The following is an 18,149-nucleotide window of genomic DNA, read 5'->3' on the forward strand; positions in this document are numbered from 1 at the left end:
TTCAGCGCAGCCGCCCGCAGCAGCGGGCCTCCCGCTGCTGCGCTTCACCGTAGAAAACACAGATGAAACCGGTCATTGCCCTCGTTGGGCGCCCCAATGTGGGGAAATCCACGCTGTTCAACCGGCTCACGCGCTCGCGCGATGCGCTGGTTGCCGACCTGCCGGGCCTGACGCGCGATCGCCATTACGGCGAAGGGCGCGTCGGCGAACGGCCGTATCTGGTCGTCGATACGGGCGGCTTCGAGCCCGTCGCGAAGGACGGCATCCTGCACGAGATGGCGCGCCAGACGCGGCAGGCGGTTGAAGAGGCCGACGTCGTCGTGTTCATCGTCGACGGCCGCAACGGGCTCGCGCCGCAGGACAAGTCGATCGCCGACTACCTGCGCAAGACCGGCCGGCCGATCTTCCTCGTCGTCAACAAGGCCGAGGGGATGAAGTACACGGCGGTCGCGACCGACTTCTACGAGCTCGGGCTCGGCGACCCGCGCGCGATCTCGGCCGCGCACGGCGACGGCGTGACCGACATGATCAACGAGGCGCTGGAAGTCGCATACAGGGACCAGCCCGAAGAGGAAGACGAGAACGACCCGTCGCGCGGCATCAAGATCGCGATCGTCGGCCGGCCGAACGTCGGCAAGTCGACGCTCGTGAACGCGCTGATCGGCGAGGACCGCGTGATCGCGTTCGACATGCCGGGCACCACGCGCGATTCGATCTACGTCGACTTCGAGCGCAACGGCAAGAAATACACGCTGATCGACACGGCCGGCCTGCGGCGCCGCGGCAAGGTGTTCGAGGCGATCGAAAAGTTCTCGGTTGTGAAGACGCTGCAGTCGATTTCCGACGCAAATGTCGTCATTCTTCTGCTGGATGCGCAGCAGGACATTTCCGACCAGGACGCGCACATCGCCGGCTTCGTCGTCGAGCAGGGCCGCGCGCTCGTGATCGGCGTCAACAAGTGGGACGGGCTCGACGACCACGCGCGAGACCGCGCGAAAGCGGATTTGACCCGCAAGCTGAAATTCCTCGACTTCGCGAAATCGCACTTCATTTCGGCCGCGAAGAAGACGGGTATCGGCACGCTGATGCGCTCGGTAGACGACGCGTACGCGGCGGCGATGGCGAAGCTGCCGACGCCGAAGCTCACGCGCGCGCTGATCGAGGCTGTCGAGTTCCAGCAGCCGCGCCGTCGCGGCCCGGTGCGTCCGAAGCTGCGCTACGCGCACCAGGGAGGCCAGAATCCGCCGATCATCGTCATCCACGGCAACGCGCTCGACGCCGTGACGGAAACGTACAAGCGCTACCTGGAAAACCGGTTCCGCGAAACTTTCTCGCTGACCGGGACTCCATTGCGCATAGAGTTCCGTTCGTCGAACAATCCGTACGCGGACAAGGGCTGAAGCACGCCCCGCAAGGGATAGGCCGGAAGGCCTATGCCCCGGGCGGGGCAGGCAAAATCGGCTATAGTGTAGCGATTGGCGCCGGATCTCTTTTTCTTCCCCGCCAATCCAGATCAACCTGCAAAAAAAGATGGAGTACGCCATGAGCAACAAAGGGCAATTGTTACAAGACCCGTTTTTGAACGCACTGCGCAAAGAGCACGTTCCCGTTTCGATCTACCTCGTCAACGGCATCAAGCTCCAAGGGAACATTGAATCGTTCGACCAGTACGTCGTGTTGCTCCGTAATACGGTGACCCAGATGGTCTACAAGCACGCCATCTCGACGGTCGTGCCGGCGCGCCCGGTGAATTTCCACCCGGACGCGGAAGCTTCGTCCTAACCTATCGCAGCGGCCGGCATCCGGTCGCCGCGAGCGACCGATGCCAGCCGCCTTATCTTGACACCCGATAATTTGATCAACGCAGCGCTCGTCGGCATCGATTTCGGCAAGACCGATTTCGAAGCCAGTCTCGAAGAACTCAGTCTTCTCGCCTCCAGCGCGGGGGCCCGTCCCGCCGTCACCCTCACAGGTCGTCGCGCCAGTCCCGATGCCGCGATGTTCATCGGCAGCGGCAAAGCCGATGAACTGCGGCTTGCCTGCGACACGCACAACGTCGAAATCGTCATCTTCAACCACGCACTGGCGCCGGCCCAGCAACGCAATCTGGAACGGGCACTTAACAGGCGGGTCGTCGATCGCACGAGCCTCATCCTCGATATCTTCGCGCAGCGCGCCCGCAGCCATGAAGGCAAGCTGCAGGTCGAGCTCGCGCAGCTTCAATACCTGTCGACGCGGCTCATTCGCGCATGGACCCACCTCGAACGGCAAAAGGGTGGTATCGGCCTGCGTGGCCCCGGCGAAACCCAGCTCGAAACCGACCGCCGGCTGATCGGCGAGCGCATCAAGATGCTGAAGTCGCGGCTCGACCGGCTGCGCCGGCAACACAGCACGCAACGCCGGCAGCGCGCGCGCAGCGGCACGATGTCGGTGTCGCTGGTCGGCTATACGAACGCGGGCAAGTCGACGCTGTTCAATGCGCTGACGAAAGCGCAGGCCTACGCGGCCGACCAGCTGTTCGCGACGCTCGATACGACGTCGCGGCGCGTGTACCTCGGCGACGAGGTCGGCCAGATCGTCGTATCGGATACGGTCGGGTTCATCCGAGAGCTGCCTCACCAGCTCGTCGCGGCGTTTCGCGCGACCCTCGAGGAAACGATCCACGCGGATCTGCTGCTGCACGTGGTCGATGCATCGAGTGCGGTCAGGCTCGAGCAGATCGAGCAGGTCAACGGCGTGCTGCACGAGATCGGCGCGGACACGATCCGGCAGGTGCTGGTGTTCAACAAGATCGACGCGGTGCCCGAACTGGCGGCCCGCGGCGACGCGGTCGAGCGGGACGAGTATGGTAATATTTCGCGCGTCTTTTTGAGCGCACGCACCGGTCAGGGGCTTGACGCGTTGCGTGCCGCCATCGCCGAGATTGCCTCCGCGGAACACCTTCCCAGCGCGATGTTACCCAACGGCGCACTCGACGGCGCGTCCGCTGAATCACACGAAGACCGCACGATTTCCGAACACGGGCGCTAACCGGTCCCGGCCGGTTCGCCGGCGTCTAATCTGGTGAACAAACTCTGGTGAACGAATACAACGAGCGGAGTACCTGGCGGCGGATGCGCGCCTTGCTGTCGATCAACGATCCCCGTTGGGGACGCGGCGAAGGCAATGGCAAAGACGGATCCCGTCCCCGTGCGAACGAATCGAAGCGTCCGCAAGGCGGTGACGGCGAAGGTCCGCCCGATCTCGACGAGATGTGGCGCAACTTCAACCGCCGCTTGAGCGGCCTTTTCGGCGGCAAGGGCGGCAACGGCTTCCGTCCCGACAACGGACGGGCCGCGCGGGTCGGCGTCGGCATCGTGATCGGCGTGCTGGTCGCGGTCTACGCGGGCAGCGGGCTGTTCGTCGTGCAGGACGGCCAGACGGGCGTCGTACTGCAGCTCGGCAAGCTGTCGGGCACGGTCGGCCAGGGCGTGCACTGGCGCGCGCCGTATCCGTTCGCGTCGCACGAGATCGTCGATACGTCGCAGGTCCGCTCGATCGAGATCGGCCGCAACAACGTCGTGCGTCTCGCGAACGTGAAGGAAGCGGCGATGCTGACGCGCGATGCCGACATCGTCGACGTGCGCTTCATCGTCCAGTACCGGATTCGTTCGGCAACCGATTACCTGTTCCGCAGCGTCGATCCCGAGCGCAGCGTGTCGCAGGCCGCGCAGGCCGCGGTGCGTGCGATCGTCGGTACGCGCAGTGCTGCCGACGTGCTGAACCAGGATCGCGACGCGCTGCGCGAGCAGCTTTCTGCCGCGATCCAGCGCGACCTCGACCGCTACCAGTCGGGGCTCGAGGTGACGGCCGTCACGATGCAGAGCGTCGCCGCGCCCGAGCAGACGCAGGCCGCCTACGGCGAAGTCGCGAAGGCGCGCGACGAGCGCGAGGCAGCGAAGCGCGCCGCGCAGGCGTACGCAAACGACCTGCTGCCGAAGGCGCAGGGCGATGCCGCGAAGCTCGTCGACGAAGCGAAGGCGTATTCCGATCGCGTGGTCACGGAAGCCGAAGGCGATGCCGATCGCTTCAAGCAGGTCTACGCGCAGTACTCGAAGGCGCCGGCGGTGATCCGCGAGCGGATGTACCTCGAGACGATGCAGGAAATCTATTCGAACGCGACGAAGGTGTTCGTCGGCAACAAGGGCGGCAACAGCGTCGTGTATCTGCCGCTCGACAAGCTCGTCGAGCAGGGGCGGCAAAACGCCGCGACGTCCACCGGCGCAGCCGCGCCCGATGCGGCGTCCGCACCGGCGGCTGTCGCGCCGGCGGCAGCCGTACCCGCGAGCGCGGCATCGGCCGCCGCGGCGTCGGGCGGCGACGTGCTGCGATCGCGCGAAGGTTTCCGCAGCCGGTCGCGTGAAGACGATCTGAAGTAACGGGAGCGCAGAACATGAACCGAATCATTGCGCTCGTCGTCGCAATCGTGATCGTTGCCTTCGCGGCTTCCTCGACGGTCCTGACCGTCGATCCGCGCCATACGGCCGTGCTGTCGGGCCGCGACGGCGCACAGCCCGAACTCGCCGGCCCCGGTATCCATTTCAAGCTGCCGCCGCCACTGCAGACGGCCACGCTGATCGACACGCGCCTGCAATCGCTCGAGTCGTCCGATCCGCTGCAACTGGCAACGGAAGACAAGCACGACCTGCTCGTCGCGTATGCGGTGAAGTATCGGATCAGCGATCCGCTGAAATATTTCACGGCGACGGGCGGCGATCCGGCGGCGGCTACCGAACGCTTGGCCGGTGTGCTGAAGAGCGCGCTCGGCGACGCGTTCGGCAAGCGTGCGCTCGACGACGCCCTCGGCGGCCAGCGCGCGATCGCCGACGCAGCCCGCGACGCGGCGAAGGCGAAAGCGTCCGGTTTCGGCGTCGACGTGGTCGACGTCCAGTTGACGCGCGTCGACTTGCCGGCCGCGCAGGCGGATGCCGTCTATCAGCGGATGGTCGGCGCGCTGCGCGATCAGGCGGCACAGGTGCGTGCGGAAGGCGCGGCCGACGTCGAGCAGATCAAGGCCGACGCCGAACGCGAACAGCAGGCCGTGCTCGCGAACGCGTACAAATCCGCGCAGACGATCAAGGGCGAGGGCGACGCGAAGGCCGCGACGATTGCCGCCGATGCGTTCGGCCGCGATCCGCAGTTCTATCAGTTCTACGCGAGCCTGCAGGCCTACCGGAAGACGTTCAAGCGCAACGACATCATCGTCGTTGATCCCGACAGCGAGTTCTTCCGCTTCATGCGCAGCCCGACGGGCGGTGCCGCACCGTCGGCGCCTGCTCCCCGCAAACACTGACCTTGGGGCGCCGCGTCGAGCGGCGCCGTCGCTCGCATGGACCTGGCTGGCTCGTTGTTGCTCGCAGTAGCGCTGATGCTGATCATCGAGGGGGCGTTTCCCTTCGTGTTTCCCGTCGCCTGGCGCGACACGTTTCGTAGAATAGCTGAGCGGCCGCCGCATCATATCCGGATCGGCGGGCTGATCGTGATGGTGCTCGGGCTCGTGCTGCTGCTGCTCGCCACCTGACCGGAGACCTGATCCGGACGGCGCATCCGCCGTTCGTCCCGCCAGATTCCGGATTTTCGATTCATATTGCGGCGCGCGTGTCGCGCGCTGTTTCCCGTCGTAGGACTGTACCGATGTCGACCTGGTTACTTCCCGAGAATATCGCCGACGTACTGCCGTCGGAAGCGCGCAAGATCGAGGAGCTGCGCCGCAGGCTGCTCGACCGCTTCCGTTCGTACGGCTACGAAATGGTGATGCCGCCGCTGCTCGAGTATCTCGAGTCGCTGCTGACGAGCGGCGGCGCCGATCTGCGCCTGCGCACCTTCAAGCTGGTCGACCAGCTGTCGGGCCGCACGCTCGGCCTGCGCGCGGACATCACGCCGCAGGTCGCGCGGATCGACGCGCACCTGTTGAACCGTCAGGGCGTGACGCGCCTCTGCTATGCGGGCCACGTGATGCATACGCGCCCACGCGGCCTGCATGCGACGCGCGAGCAGATCCAGATCGGCGCCGAAATCTACGGGCATGCCGGGCTGGAAGCCGATCTCGAGATCCAGCAACTGATGCTCGACGCACTGCATCTGGCGGGCCTGTCGCGCATCCGTCTCGACCTCGGCCACGCGGGCGTGCTCGCGGCGCTGCTGGCGCGCGATGCGCAGGCTGCCGAGCGCGGCGAGTCGCTGTACGACGCGCTGTCGGGCAAGGACGTGCCGCTGCTGAACGAACTTACCGACGATCTCGGTGCCGATACGCGGGCAGCGCTGCGCGCGCTGCCGAACCTTTACGGCGACGCGAGCGTGCTCGCCGAGGCGCGCGCACGGCTGCCGGTGCTGCCCGAAATCACGCGGGCGCTCGACGATCTGGCGCAGCTCGCCGCACAGGCGAAGGGCGCCGAAGTGGCGATCGATCTCGCCGACCTGCGCGGCTACGCGTACCACAGCGGCGCGATGTTCAGCGCGTACATCGACGGCGTGCCGAACGCAATCGCGCGCGGCGGCCGCTACGATCACGTGGGTCAGGCATATGGCCGTGCCCGTCCGGCCACGGGCTTCTCGCTCGACCTGCGCGAGCTCGCGCGGATTTCGCCGGTCGAGGCGCGCGGCACCGCGATTCTCGCGCCGTGGGCGCAGGACGACGCGCTGGGCGCGGCCGTCGCGGCGCTGCGCGATGCGGGCGAGGTCGTGATCCAGGCACTGCCGGGCCACGACCACGTGCTCGACGAGTTCGCATGCGACCGTTCGCTCGTCGAGCGCAACGGCGCATGGGTGGTCGAACCCCGATAAACAGGCGTTCGCGGGCCGTGCTTCGGCGTGCATATCGTTGAAGCGAAACGGAAAAATTCGGAAACGCCCGCGAACATAGGTAGAATACGTTTTTAACCAGCTAACGAATCAACATGTCTGCCAGCGCAGTGAACGTGACTCCCGGGCGCAATGTCGTCGTTGTGGGAACTCAATGGGGTGATGAAGGCAAGGGCAAGATCGTCGACTGGCTGACGGACCACGCTCAGGGCGTCGTGCGTTTCCAGGGCGGCCACAACGCCGGCCACACCCTCATCATCGGCGGCAAGAAAACGATCTTGCGCCTCATTCCGTCGGGCATCATGCGTGAAGGCGTCGCCTGCTACATCGGCAACGGCGTCGTCCTGTCCCCCGAAGCACTGTTCAAGGAAATCGGCGAGCTCGAAGAAGCCGGCGTGAACGTGCGCGACCGTCTGTTCATTTCCGAAGCCACGACGCTGATCCTGCCGTACCACATCGCGATCGACCAGGCGCGCGAAGCGCGCAAGGGCGCGGGCAAGATCGGCACGACGGGCCGCGGCATCGGCCCCGCGTACGAAGACAAGGTCGGCCGTCGCGCGCTGCGCGTGCAGGATCTGTTCGACGCGAAGACTTTCGCCGACCGCCTGCGCGAAAACCTCGATTTCCACAACTTCGTGCTGACCCAGTACCTGGGTGGCGCGGCCGTCGACTTCCAGGCCACGCTCGACACGATGCTCGGCTATGCCGACCGCCTGAAGCCGATGGTGGCCGACGTGTCGCGCCGCCTGTACGACGCGAACAACGCGGGCCAGAACCTGCTGTTCGAAGGCGCGCAAGGCACGCTGCTCGACATCGATCACGGCACCTATCCGTTCGTCACGTCGAGCAACTGCGTCGCGGGTGCGGCGTCGGCCGGCGCGGGCGTCGGTCCGCAGAAGCTCAACTACATCCTCGGCATCACGAAGGCGTATTGCACGCGCGTCGGTTCGGGCCCGTTCCCGAGCGAACTGTACGATGCGGACAACCCGCAGCGCCAGGACCAGGTCGGCGTCACGCTCGCGAACGTCGGCAAGGAATTCGGTTCCGTCACCGGCCGTCCGCGCCGCACGGGCTGGCTCGACGCGGCCGCGCTGCGCCGCTCGATCCAGATCAACGGCGTGTCGGGCCTGTGCATGACGAAGCTCGATGTGCTCGACGGCCTCGACGAAGTCAAGCTGTGCGTCGGCTACAAGATCGACGGCAAGGATGTGGACATCCTGCCGCGCGGCGCGGCCGATGTGGCCCGTTGCGAGCCCGTGTACGAAACCTTCTCCGGCTGGAAGGAAAGCACGGTCGGCATCAAGACGTGGGAAGCACTGCCGGCGAACGCACAGGCCTACCTGACCCGCGTCCAGGAAGTGGCTGGCGTGCCGGTCGACATGGTGTCGACGGGCCCGGACCGCGACGAAACGATCCTGCTCCGCCATCCGTTCAAGGTGTAACCCCAGATGACGCAGCAAATCACGATGACGGCGGCAGACTTGATGACCGATCCGCGCAACGACGACAAGAACCTGTGGGTAGGCTGGGATGAATATCATCGTCTGATCGAACTGCTCGCGCTCGAGGTGCATGCATCGGGTTGGAAGTTCGACCAGATCCTGTGTCTCGCGCGCGGCGGCCTGCGCGTCGGCGATCAACTGTCGCGCATCTACGACGTGCCGCTCGCGATCCTCGCGACGAGTTCGTACCGGGAAGCGGCCGGCACCGAGCAGGGCGACCTCGACATCGCGCAGTACATCACGATGACGCGCGGCAACCTCGCAGGCAACGTGCTGCTGGTCGACGACCTCGTCGATTCGGGCGTTACGCTCGCGCGCGTGCAGGAGCACCTGAAGGAGCGCTATCCGGCCGTGACGGCCGTGCGTTCGGCCGTGCTCTGGTACAAGGGTTGCTCGAAGGTCAAGCCCGACTATCACACGCAATATCTGCCGACGAATCCGTGGATTCATCAGCCGTTCGAGGAGTGGGACACGGTTCGCCCGCACAACCTCGAGGCATGGATCAAGCGCGGTCGCGCGCAGCGCGACGGTTCGGGCGCGTAAGCGGCCGGTCGATCGAAGGAAAGCCTTGCACGGCGCCGCTTGCGGCGCCGTTTTTCGTTGCGGCACCGTTTGCGCGGCGCGGCATGCCCTGCGTATCCGGTAGGCAGACGCCGCCGCCCCGGCTATGATGGCAGCCCTGCCACAGCTCGCGCCGGATTGCATGCGCAGCGTGGATCACGTGGTTTCACGGCAACAGAGCAGGGCGGCGTTTCACGGGGGCGCGAGTAGAATAGCGCTCGTTTTGTCCGACCCGGACCCGATTATTACGCTTCATATGAACGACACGATCCACGCGACCGACGCAGCACACGCGCCGCACTCGACGCAACAACACTCGATGCGGGCGCTAGCGATAGCAGCCATCGGCGTCGTGTTCGGCGACATCGGCACCAGCCCGCTGTATTCGCTCAAGGAGGCGTTCAGCCCCGCGCACGGCATTCCGCTGACCGAAAGCTCGATCCTCGGCGTGATCTCGCTGCTGTTCTGGGCGATCATCCTGGTGGTCGGCGTCAAGTACCTGCTGTTCGTGATGCGGGCAGACAACAACGGCGAAGGCGGCGTGCTCGCGCTGATGGCGCTGTCGCTGCGGCCGCTCGACTCGAAAACCCGCGTCGCGGGTGCGCTGATGGCGCTCGGGATATTCGGCGCATGCATGTTCTACGGGGACGCGGTGATCACGCCGGCGATCTCGGTGATGTCAGCCGTCGAAGGTCTCGAAATCGCGACGCCGCACCTGTCGCACCTCGTGCTGCCGATCACGATCGTGATCCTGATCGCGCTGTTCTGGATCCAGCGCCACGGCACCGCGTTGGTCGGCAAGCTGTTCGGCCCGATCATGGTGCTGTGGTTCGTCGTGATCGCGGCGCTCGGCGTGTACCACATCGTGCGCGTGCCGGGCATCATCGCGGCAATCAATCCGTACTACGCAGCGTCGTTCATGGCCGATCACCTGCTGCAGGCCTACGTCGTGCTCGGCTCGGTCGTGCTGGTGCTGACCGGCGCGGAAGCGCTCTACGCGGACATGGGTCACTTCGGCGCGAAGCCGATTCGCCTCGCTGCATACGGGCTCGTGATGCCGTCGCTCGTGCTGAACTACTTCGGCCAGGGCGCGCTGCTGATCCAGAACCCGAAGGCGATCGAGAACCCGTTCTTCCTGCTGGCGCCCGAATGGGGGCTGCTGCCGCTCGTCGTGCTGTCGACGGTTGCGACCGTGATCGCGTCGCAGGCCGTGATCTCGGGTGCGTATTCGCTGACGTCGCAGGCGATCCAGCTCGGCTACGTGCCGCGCATGAAGGTGCTGCATACGTCGGAACTCGCGATCGGCCAGATCTACGTGCCGGTCGTGAACTGGCTGCTGCTGTTCGTGATCCTCTGCATCGTGGTCGGCTTCAAGAGCTCCGACAACCTCGCGGCCGCGTACGGCATTGCGGTGACGGCGACGATGGTGATCACGACCGTGCTCGCATGCGTCGTGATGGTGAAGGTGTGGAACTGGAACCGGGTGCTGGTCGGCGCGATCATCGCGGTGTTCCTCGCGATCGACCTCGGCTTTTTCGGCGCGAACCTGCTGAAGGTCGCGCAGGGCGGCTGGCTGCCGCTCGGCATCGGCGCGCTGCTGTTCTTCCTCCTGATGACCTGGTACAAGGGGCGTCACATCGTCAAGGAGCGCACGGCAGCCGACGGCATTCCGCTCGAGCCGTTCCTGCAAGGGCTGCTCGCGCATCCGCCGCATCGCGTGTCGGGCACCGCGATCTACCTGACCGGCAACGACAAGCTCGTGCCCGTGAGCCTGCTGCACAACCTGAAGCACAACAAGGTGCTGCACGAGCGAACCATTTTCCTGACGTTCGTCACGCGCGACTTTCCTTACGTGCGCGACGACAAGCGCCTGAGCTCACGCGATGCGGGCGGCGGGCTGTACATCGTCAAGGCCGAGTACGGTTTCAACGAGACGCCGGACGTGAAGGCCGTGCTCGAGGAATTCGGCCGCGCGCACGACATGACGTTCGAGCTGATGGATACGTCGTTCTTCCTCGCGCGCGAAACGGTCGTGCCGACGCATCTGCCCGGGATGTCGATCTGGCGCGAGCGCGTGTTCGCGTGGATGCATCAGAACGCCGCGAAGCCGACCGACTTCTTCTCGATTCCGGCGAACCGCGTCGTCGAGCTCGGCACGAAGATCGAGATCTGACCAGGTGCGGCGCGCGGGCCTGACGGCCGCACGCCGCGTCTGCCGACCGCCCGGACTGGCCGCGATCGTTCGCATCACCGGCCGTCACCGCGAGAGCCAACGCAGCCGCATCGCGCCGCGTGTTCCGCGCAAGCCAAACCATCCAATCAGATAGCCGACTGCGTGCGCGCAGGCGCCGCCGAGCCGTGCGCGTTCGCGGCAGCCATAAAAAAGCCCGCCTTGCGGCGGGCTTTGCGTGCGTCGACGGCTTTCGCGCGCTCAGCGCTTCAGCTTCGCGAATGCCGCGGCCATCGCGCCGGCCGGTTCCGGCTCGCGCGAACGCGGCGGGCGGGCGGCGCCACGTCCCGCGTTGCCGCGATCCTGGTTGCCGCGCGACGACATGCCGGGTGCTGCCGCATCGTCGTCGAGGCGCATCGTCAGCGCAATGCGCTGGCGCTTCACGTCGACGTCGAGCACCTTCACCTTGACGACCTGGCCGGCCTTCACGACTTCGTGCGGGTCCTTGATGAATTTCGTCGACATCGCGGACACGTGGACGAGGCCGTCCTGATGGACGCCGATATCCACGAACGCGCCGAACGCGGCGACGTTCGTCACGACCCCTTCGAGCGTCATGCCCGGCACGAGATCAGACACCTTCTCGACGCCTTCGCGGAACGTCGCGGTCTTGAATTCCGGGCGCGGATCGCGGCCCGGCTTCTCCAGTTCGGACAGGATGTCGCGCACGGTCGGCAGGCCGAAACGTTCGTCGACAAATTCCGCAGGGGACAGGCCCGACAGCGCTTCGCGGTTGCCGAGCACGTCGTCGATGCGCTTGCTGATCTTCGCGAGCATCCGCTCGACGACCGGATAGGCTTCCGGGTGCACCGACGAGCGGTCGAGCGGATTTTCGCCGCCGTTGATGCGCAGGAAGCCGGCGGCCTGTTCGAACGTCTTGTCGCCGAGGCGCGGTACCTTGCGCAGGTGCTCGCGCGACGGGAACGGGCCGTTCGCATCGCGGTAGTCGACGATGTTGCGCGCGAGCGTCGCGTTCAGGCCCGACACGCGTGCGAGCAGCGGGGCCGATGCCGTGTTCGCGTCGACGCCGACCGCGTTCACGCAATCCTCGACGACCGCGTCGAGCGAGCGGGCGAGTTCGCGCTGGTTCACGTCGTGCTGGTACTGGCCGACGCCGATGGCCTTCGGCTCGATCTTCACGAGCTCGGCGAGCGGATCCTGCAGGCGACGCGCGATCGACACGGCGCCGCGCAGCGACACGTCGAGCTCCGGGAATTCCTTCGCCGCGAGCTCGGACGCCGAGTAGACCGACGCGCCGGCTTCCGACACGACGATCTTCTGCAGGCGCAGCTCGGGGTGTTTCGCGATCAGTTCGCTCGCGAGCTTGTCGGTTTCGCGCGACGCGGTGCCGTTGCCAATGCTGATCAGTTCGGCCTGCGTCTGCGCGGCGATGCGCGCGAGTTTCGCGATCGAGCCGTCCCAGTCGCGGCGCGGCTCGTGCGGGTAGATCGTGTCGGTCGCGAGTACCTTGCCGGTGCGGTCGACGACTGCGACCTTCACGCCGGTGCGCAGGCCGGGGTCGAGACCGATCACGGCCTTCGGGCCGGCCGGCGCCGCGAGCAGCAGGTCGTTCAGGTTGCGCGCGAACACACGGATCGCTTCGGTTTCGGCGGTTTCTCGCAGTTGCGTGAGCAGCTCGTTCTCGATATGCGGCTGCACCTTCACGCGCCAGCACCAGCGGCATACGTCGGACAGCCATTTGTCGGCCGGGCGGTTCTGGTTCGCGATGCCGAAATGGCGCGCGATCATCGCCTCGCCGGGATGCGGCACCTGTGCGTCGAGCTCTTCGCCGAGGCCGAGCTTGACCGTCAGCACGCCCGCGTTGCGGCCGCGGAACAGCGCGAGTGCGCGGTGCGACGGCACGGTCTTGATCGTTTCCGCGTAGTCGTAATAGTCGCGGAATTTCTCGCCTTCCTCGTTTTCCTTGCCCTCGACGACTGCCGACGACACGACGCCCTGGTTGTGCAGGTAGTCGCGCAGCTTGCCGAGCAGCTCGGCCGTCTCGCCGAACTGTTCGGACAGGATGTCGCGCGCGCCGTCGAGCGCGGCCTTCACGTCGGCGACGCCCTTGTCGGCGTCGACATACGCGGCCGCCTCGGCCTGCGGGTCGAGCAGCGGGTTCGCGAGCAGCGCCTGCGCGAGCGGCTCGAGGCCGGCTTCGCGGGCGATCTGCGCGCGCGTACGGCGCTTCGGCTTGTACGGCAGATAAAGGTCTTCGAGCACCTGCTTGCTGTCGGCCGCGTCGATCGCGGCACGCAGTTCGTCGGTCAGCTTGCCCTGTTCGTCGATGCTGGACAGGATCGACGCGCGGCGATCCTCGAGTTCGCGCAGATACAGGAGGCGTTCCTCGAGCTGGCGCAGCTGCGTGTCGTCCAGGTTGCCGGTCACTTCCTTGCGGTACCGGGCAATGAACGGAACGGTCGAGCCTTCGTCGAGGAGTTGCACGGCCGCCGCGACCTGGCGCGGCTGGACGGACAGTTCGGTGGCGATGCGCTGTACGATCTTGAGTGCTACGGTTTCCGTCATGTCGTGGATGATCTGCCTGCTGAAATCGCGGCGCGGGCCGGCAGGCCCGGAGCGGCAGGCTGCACGGCGGCCCGACGGGCCAGATGCCGCGGGTGGGTGAAGCGGGGCATTTTGCCATAAATGGCGGAGCGCCCAGCCGGGGGTGATAGAATTTGACACATGTCCCGCAGCTTTCCTACGACGTTGCCAACTTCCCGCATTTCTCTCGCCGCGCTCGGCGCAGCGCTCGCCGCGGCTTTGTCTGCCGGGCCTTCCGGTGCGTTCGCGCAGGCTTCCGGCGCAACCGCGCCGGCCGCCGTCGCAGCCGCGCCCGTTACGACCACAGCCGCACCGGATTTCGACGCCCGTCAAAAAGTGCTCAATCAGCGCTCCGCGGAAAACGATTATCGTTATGCGGTGGCCGAGCACGATTGCTACAGCAAGTTCTTCGTCAATCACTGTCTCGGCAAGGCACGCGACCAGATGCGCGACGAGCGGGCGAGCATCCGCCAGGAGCAGCTTGCGCTCAACGACGAGCAGCGCGCGGTGCGCGCGCAGCAGCGCGACCAGCAACAGGCGCTGAAGCAGGCGCAGAATGCGGCGGAAGCGCCGCAGCGCGCGGCGAACGACGCGGCGAACGCGGCTGCGTTCCGCGACAAGCAGGAGCAGAATGCGCTGAAGCAGGCACAGCGCGGCGCGGAAGGGCCGCAGCGCGCGGCGAGCAAGCAGGCATACGACCAGAAGCAGGCCGACTTCCAGCGCAAGCTCGACCAGGCGCACCAGCAGGCGGCGCAGAAGGCGCAGGAGCGGGCGGACAACGCCGTGCGCTACGAGCAGAAGCAGAAGGAAGCCGCGCAGCACAAGGCCGATGTCGAGCGGCGTCAGCAGGAAGCGGCCGAGAAGGCCAAACAGCAGCAACAGCAGGGGCAGTAACGTGTTGGATTGATCGGGATCAGTCTCGTGCGCGTTGGCACGCCAGCCGGCGCGCTGCTTCGATGAGGAGGCAAACATGCAAAACCGTCTCACGGAACAGCAGCAGGAATTGCACAACCGTTTGGCTGCATTGCAGGAGCAGCACCAGCAGCTCGCTCGGGAGATCGAGCTGAAGGAAGGACACTCCGACATCGACGACATCACGCTGCACCGGCTGAAGAAGGAAAAGCTGGCAGCCAAGGACAAAATCATTTTGCTGCAATCGCAGCTGGAACCGGATAAGCGCGCCTGAGCGCGGCCTGGCAAGCGCCGGCGCCGCTCGGGCGCTGGACACAGGAACGCTTGCCTTGAATTCACCGCTTGAAGCCACCCCCGATGCCCGGCGAGACGAGTCGTCCGCCGGGCGCGTTCGTGCGCCCGAAGGCACCTTCGAGCTGAGCCGCAAGCGCGTCGACGAACTCGACACGATCTTTGGCGAAGGCGGGTTGCTGGCGCGCGCGCTCGACGGCTATCGGCCGCGTACGTCGCAGATCGAGATGGCGCGTGCGGTTGCGTCCGCGATGGAAGCGTCCGCGCGCCGGATGCCCGAACCCGAGATCTTCGAAACCCGCAAGCGGCCGGCGCGCCGCCTCGGCGACGGCGACAAGACGGCCGGGCCGGCGGCGGACGATGCCGCGGCCGCCGGGTCCGATAACGACGCAGGCGACAACACGCTGATCGTCGAGGCCGGCACGGGTACCGGCAAGACCTATGCGTATCTCGTGCCCGCGATGCTGTGGGGCGGCAAGGTGATCGTGTCGACCGGCACGAAGCACCTGCAGGACCAGTTGTTCCAGCGCGACATCCCGACCGTGCGCAACGCGCTCGCGGTGCCGGTGACGGTCGCGATGCTCAAGGGCCGCGCAAACTACCTGTGCCACTACTACCTGCAACGCACGGCCGACAACGGCCGCCTGCCGTCGCGGCAGGACACGGCTTACCTGCAGGAAATCGTCCGCTTCGCGAAGCTCACGAAGAGTGGCGACAAGGCCGAACTCGCCAGCGTGCCGGAAACGGCGCCCGTGTGGTCGATGGTCACATCGACGCGCGACAACTGCCTCGGCCAGGAGTGCCCGCACTACAAGGAATGCTTCGTGATGCAGGCGCGGCGCGAGGCACAGCAGGCCGACGTCGTCGTCGTCAACCACCACCTGTTCTTCGCGGACATCATGCTGCGCGACACGGGGATGGCCGAACTGCTGCCGAACGCGAACACGATCATCTTCGACGAAGCGCACCAGTTGCCGGAGACGGCGACGCTGTTTTTCGGCGAAACGCTGTCGACGACGCAGATCCTCGAGCTCGCACGCGACACGGTGGCCGAAGGCCTGAGCCATGCGCGCGACGCGGTCGAGTGGGTGAAGCTCGGCGGCGATCTCGAACGTGCGGCGCGCGACTTGCGCCTCGCGTTCGCGAACGACCAGATCGTCCGCATGTCACTCGCGCAGCTCGGCGACGACCACCCGATGTTCGGCGCGCTCGACGCGCTCGAGGCGGCGCTCGATGCGCTTGCGTCGGCGCTCGCGAGCCAGGCCGAACGGGCGGAGTCGCTTGGTGCATGCCTGCGGCGCGCACGCGAATTGCAGGACCTGCTGGCCGGCTGGGTCGCACCCGGCGCGGCGGAAGCAGCCGCGAAGGCCGATGAGGCAGCGGCAGGCGACAAGGCTGCGTCCGGCGGCGATCCGAACGAGAAGGTGCGCTGGGTCGAGGTGTTCGCGCATACCGTCCAGTTGCACGAGACGCCGCTGTCGGTTGCGCCGATCTTTGCGAAGCAGCGCGCAGGCGTGCCGCGTGCATGGGTGTTTACGTCGGCCACGTTGTCGGTGCGCGGCGATTTCACGCACTACGCGGCGCAGATGGGCCTCAGCTCGCGTCGTTCGATGACGCTCGCGAGCCCGTTCGACTACCAGTCGCAGGGGCTGCTGTACGTGCCGCGCAACCTGCCGCAGCCGTCTTCGCCTGCGTTTACCGATGCCGTCTTCGATGCCGCGCTGCCTGCGATCGAGGCGTCCGGCGGCGGCGTGTTCATGCTGTGCACGACGTTGCGCGCGGTCGACCGGATCGCGTCGAAGCTGCGCGACGTGATCGAATCGCGCGGCTGGAATACGCCGCTGCTCGTGCAGGGCGATGCGAGCCGCACCGAGCTGCTCGATCGCTTCCGCGCGTATGGCAACGCGATCCTGGTCGGCAGCCAGAGTTTCTGGGAAGGCGTCGACGTGCGCGGCGACGCGCTGTCGCTCGTCGTGATCGACAAGCTGCCGTTCGCGCCGCCCGACGATCCGGTGCTGGCCGCGCGGCTCGACGCGCTGACGAAGAAGGGCTTGAGTCCGTTCGCCGTGCACCAGTTGCCGCAGGCCGTGATTACGCTGAAGCAGGGCGCGGGCCGGCTGATTCGCGCGGAGACGGATCGCGGCGTGCTGATGATCTGCGACACGCGGCTCGTCGACAAGCCTTACGGGCGCCGGATCTGGCAGAGCCTGCCGCCGTTCAAGCGGACTCGCGAGATCGCGGTCGTCCAGGACTTCTTCGACGAGCACCGCTCGGAAAAACGCATGTGACGGCACGCGCGGCGACCGCCGCGCGACCGCACCTGTGCCGCCGGAATGCGGCGCCAACAAAAAACCCGGCTCGATGGCCGGGTTTTTTGTTCGTGCAACTGGAGTTGCGTCGCGCAGCGCTTTAGAACTGCCACCACGACTTCTTCGCACCGGGGCGCGAATGGCCCGTCACGTACGGGCTGTCGGGGAACGTGCCCGCGAGCACGCGCTTCGTGTCCTCGGCGAGTTGCGGCTGGTTCAGCTTGCCGTACGACAGGATCATGATGTGCAGCGCGTCCTCGATCGCCGGTGCGCCCTTGTAGTCCTTGATCGCGAGCTGCGCGCGGTTGATGGCCGCGACATATGCGCCACGACGGTAGTAGTAGTCGGCCGCGTGCACTTCGTGCGACGCGAGCGCGTTGACGATGTAGCGCATCCGTGCGGCTGCGTCGGGCGCGTACTTGCTCTTCGGGAAGCGGTCGACGACGACCTTGAACGCATCGTACGATTCGCGCAGCGCCTGCGGATCGCGTTCGCTCATGTCCTGGCCGGAGAAGCGGCCGAACAGGCCCAGATCGTCGTTGAAGTGGATCATCCCCTTCAGGTAGTACGCGTACGGGATATCCGGATGATCGGGGTGGAGCTGGATGAAGCGGTCGACGGCCTGGTCGGCGGCTGCCGCTTCGTTATCCTTCCAGTTGCAGTATGCGACGTTGATCTGCGCCTGTTGCGCGAAATGGCCGAACGGATCGCGACCTTGCAGCGATTCGAAATATTTCGCGCATTTGCCCCAGTCGCCGCCGGACAGTGCGTCCTGGGCCTCTGAGTATAATTTGTTGTTCGACCAGGTAGCCGTCTCGTCCTGCTTCTGCGGCAAGCCGTGGCAGCCGGCGATGAGGGCCGCGGCCGCTACCGCCGCAGCCCGGGCGGCGACGGTTCTGGCCGTACGTTTGGTCGAATTCATCATGCTCGCATGTCCTAGCTTCAAGTCTCGGTGACCCA

At 66.2% G+C, this 18,149-nt stretch carries 15 protein-coding genes; 13 read left to right on the forward strand and 2 right to left on the reverse strand.

What is annotated here, in order from left to right; all coding sequences use genetic code 11:
- Positions 1–62: 62 nt before the first annotated feature.
- From der to ACNQQL_RS10200, 10 genes are all read left to right on the forward strand, one after another.
- A complete protein-coding gene (gene der, locus ACNQQL_RS10155; protein ID WP_072437233.1) occupies positions 63–1,400 on the forward strand; it encodes a ribosome biogenesis GTPase Der in 1,338 nt (445 codons plus the stop codon).
- 142 nt (positions 1,401–1,542) lie between these two features.
- Positions 1,543–1,782 carry an RNA chaperone Hfq gene (hfq, locus tag ACNQQL_RS10160; protein ID WP_006399927.1) on the forward strand — a complete coding sequence of 80 codons (240 nt, stop codon included), beginning with the start codon at positions 1,543–1,545 and terminating at the stop codon, positions 1,780–1,782.
- Between the two features lie 72 nt (positions 1,783–1,854).
- Positions 1,855–3,030 (forward strand): GTPase HflX, encoded by a 1,176-nt coding sequence (hflX, locus tag ACNQQL_RS10165; RefSeq protein ID WP_175961293.1) that lies wholly within the window; start codon positions 1,855–1,857, stop codon positions 3,028–3,030.
- Between the two features lie 47 nt (positions 3,031–3,077).
- Positions 3,078–4,418 carry an FtsH protease activity modulator HflK gene (gene hflK / locus ACNQQL_RS10170; protein WP_204423492.1) on the forward strand — a complete coding sequence of 447 codons (1,341 nt, stop codon included), beginning with the start codon at positions 3,078–3,080 and terminating at the stop codon, positions 4,416–4,418.
- Between the two features lie 14 nt (positions 4,419–4,432).
- A complete protein-coding gene (locus ACNQQL_RS10175; RefSeq protein WP_347064029.1) occupies positions 4,433–5,332 on the forward strand; it encodes a protease modulator HflC in 900 nt (299 codons plus the stop codon).
- 36 nt (positions 5,333–5,368) lie between these two features.
- The gene (locus ACNQQL_RS10180; RefSeq protein WP_006478685.1) at positions 5,369–5,560 is read left to right on the forward strand and encodes a DUF2065 domain-containing protein; all 192 of its coding nucleotides are present in this window, start codon (positions 5,369–5,371) and stop codon (positions 5,558–5,560) included.
- 113 nt (positions 5,561–5,673) lie between these two features.
- A complete protein-coding gene (locus tag ACNQQL_RS10185; protein ID WP_047900832.1) occupies positions 5,674–6,822 on the forward strand; it encodes an ATP phosphoribosyltransferase regulatory subunit in 1,149 nt (382 codons plus the stop codon).
- Between the two features lie 113 nt (positions 6,823–6,935).
- Positions 6,936–8,282: an adenylosuccinate synthase gene (locus ACNQQL_RS10190; RefSeq protein ID WP_072437237.1), complete on the forward strand. Its 1,347-nt coding sequence runs from the start codon at positions 6,936–6,938 to the stop codon at positions 8,280–8,282.
- Between the two features lie 6 nt (positions 8,283–8,288).
- Positions 8,289–8,885, forward strand: coding sequence for a phosphoribosyltransferase (locus tag ACNQQL_RS10195; protein WP_034181292.1), 597 nt, complete (start codon positions 8,289–8,291; stop codon positions 8,883–8,885).
- Positions 8,886–9,159: 274 nt separating this feature from the next.
- Entirely contained in the window at positions 9,160–11,076 is a 1,917-nt protein-coding gene (locus ACNQQL_RS10200) for a potassium transporter Kup (RefSeq protein WP_347064030.1), read from the forward strand.
- Positions 11,077–11,334: 258 nt separating this feature from the next.
- On the opposite strand, the gene ACNQQL_RS10205 is transcribed toward ACNQQL_RS10200, so the two are convergent.
- Positions 11,335–13,659, reverse strand: a complete 2,325-nt coding sequence (locus ACNQQL_RS10205) for a Tex family protein (RefSeq protein WP_347064031.1) — start codon at positions 13,657–13,659, stop codon at positions 11,335–11,337.
- 159 nt (positions 13,660–13,818) lie between these two features.
- On the opposite strand from ACNQQL_RS10205, the gene ACNQQL_RS10210 reads away from it, so the two are divergent.
- From ACNQQL_RS10210 to ACNQQL_RS10220, 3 genes are all read left to right on the forward strand, one after another.
- Positions 13,819–14,571 (forward strand): hypothetical protein, encoded by a 753-nt coding sequence (locus ACNQQL_RS10210; protein WP_347064032.1) that lies wholly within the window; start codon positions 13,819–13,821, stop codon positions 14,569–14,571.
- Between the two features lie 76 nt (positions 14,572–14,647).
- On the forward strand, positions 14,648–14,863 hold the full coding sequence (locus ACNQQL_RS10215) for a YdcH family protein (RefSeq protein ID WP_034181296.1): 216 nt from the start codon (positions 14,648–14,650) through the stop codon (positions 14,861–14,863).
- Between the two features lie 55 nt (positions 14,864–14,918).
- Complete coding sequence (locus tag ACNQQL_RS10220) at positions 14,919–17,168, forward strand: ATP-dependent DNA helicase (RefSeq protein WP_347064033.1); 2,250 nt, start codon at positions 14,919–14,921, stop codon at positions 17,166–17,168.
- Positions 17,169–17,289: 121 nt separating this feature from the next.
- Here ACNQQL_RS10220 and ACNQQL_RS10225 read toward each other — a convergent pair whose 3' ends face one another.
- The gene (locus ACNQQL_RS10225; protein WP_021163132.1) at positions 17,290–18,114 is read right to left on the reverse strand and encodes an outer membrane protein assembly factor BamD; all 825 of its coding nucleotides are present in this window, start codon (positions 18,112–18,114) and stop codon (positions 17,290–17,292) included.
- Positions 18,115–18,149: the final 35 nt, after the last annotated feature.

The organism is Burkholderia sp. LFS061, assembly GCF_047978125.1.
GTDB lineage: Bacteria > Pseudomonadota > Gammaproteobacteria > Burkholderiales > Burkholderiaceae > Burkholderia > Burkholderia pyrrocinia_C.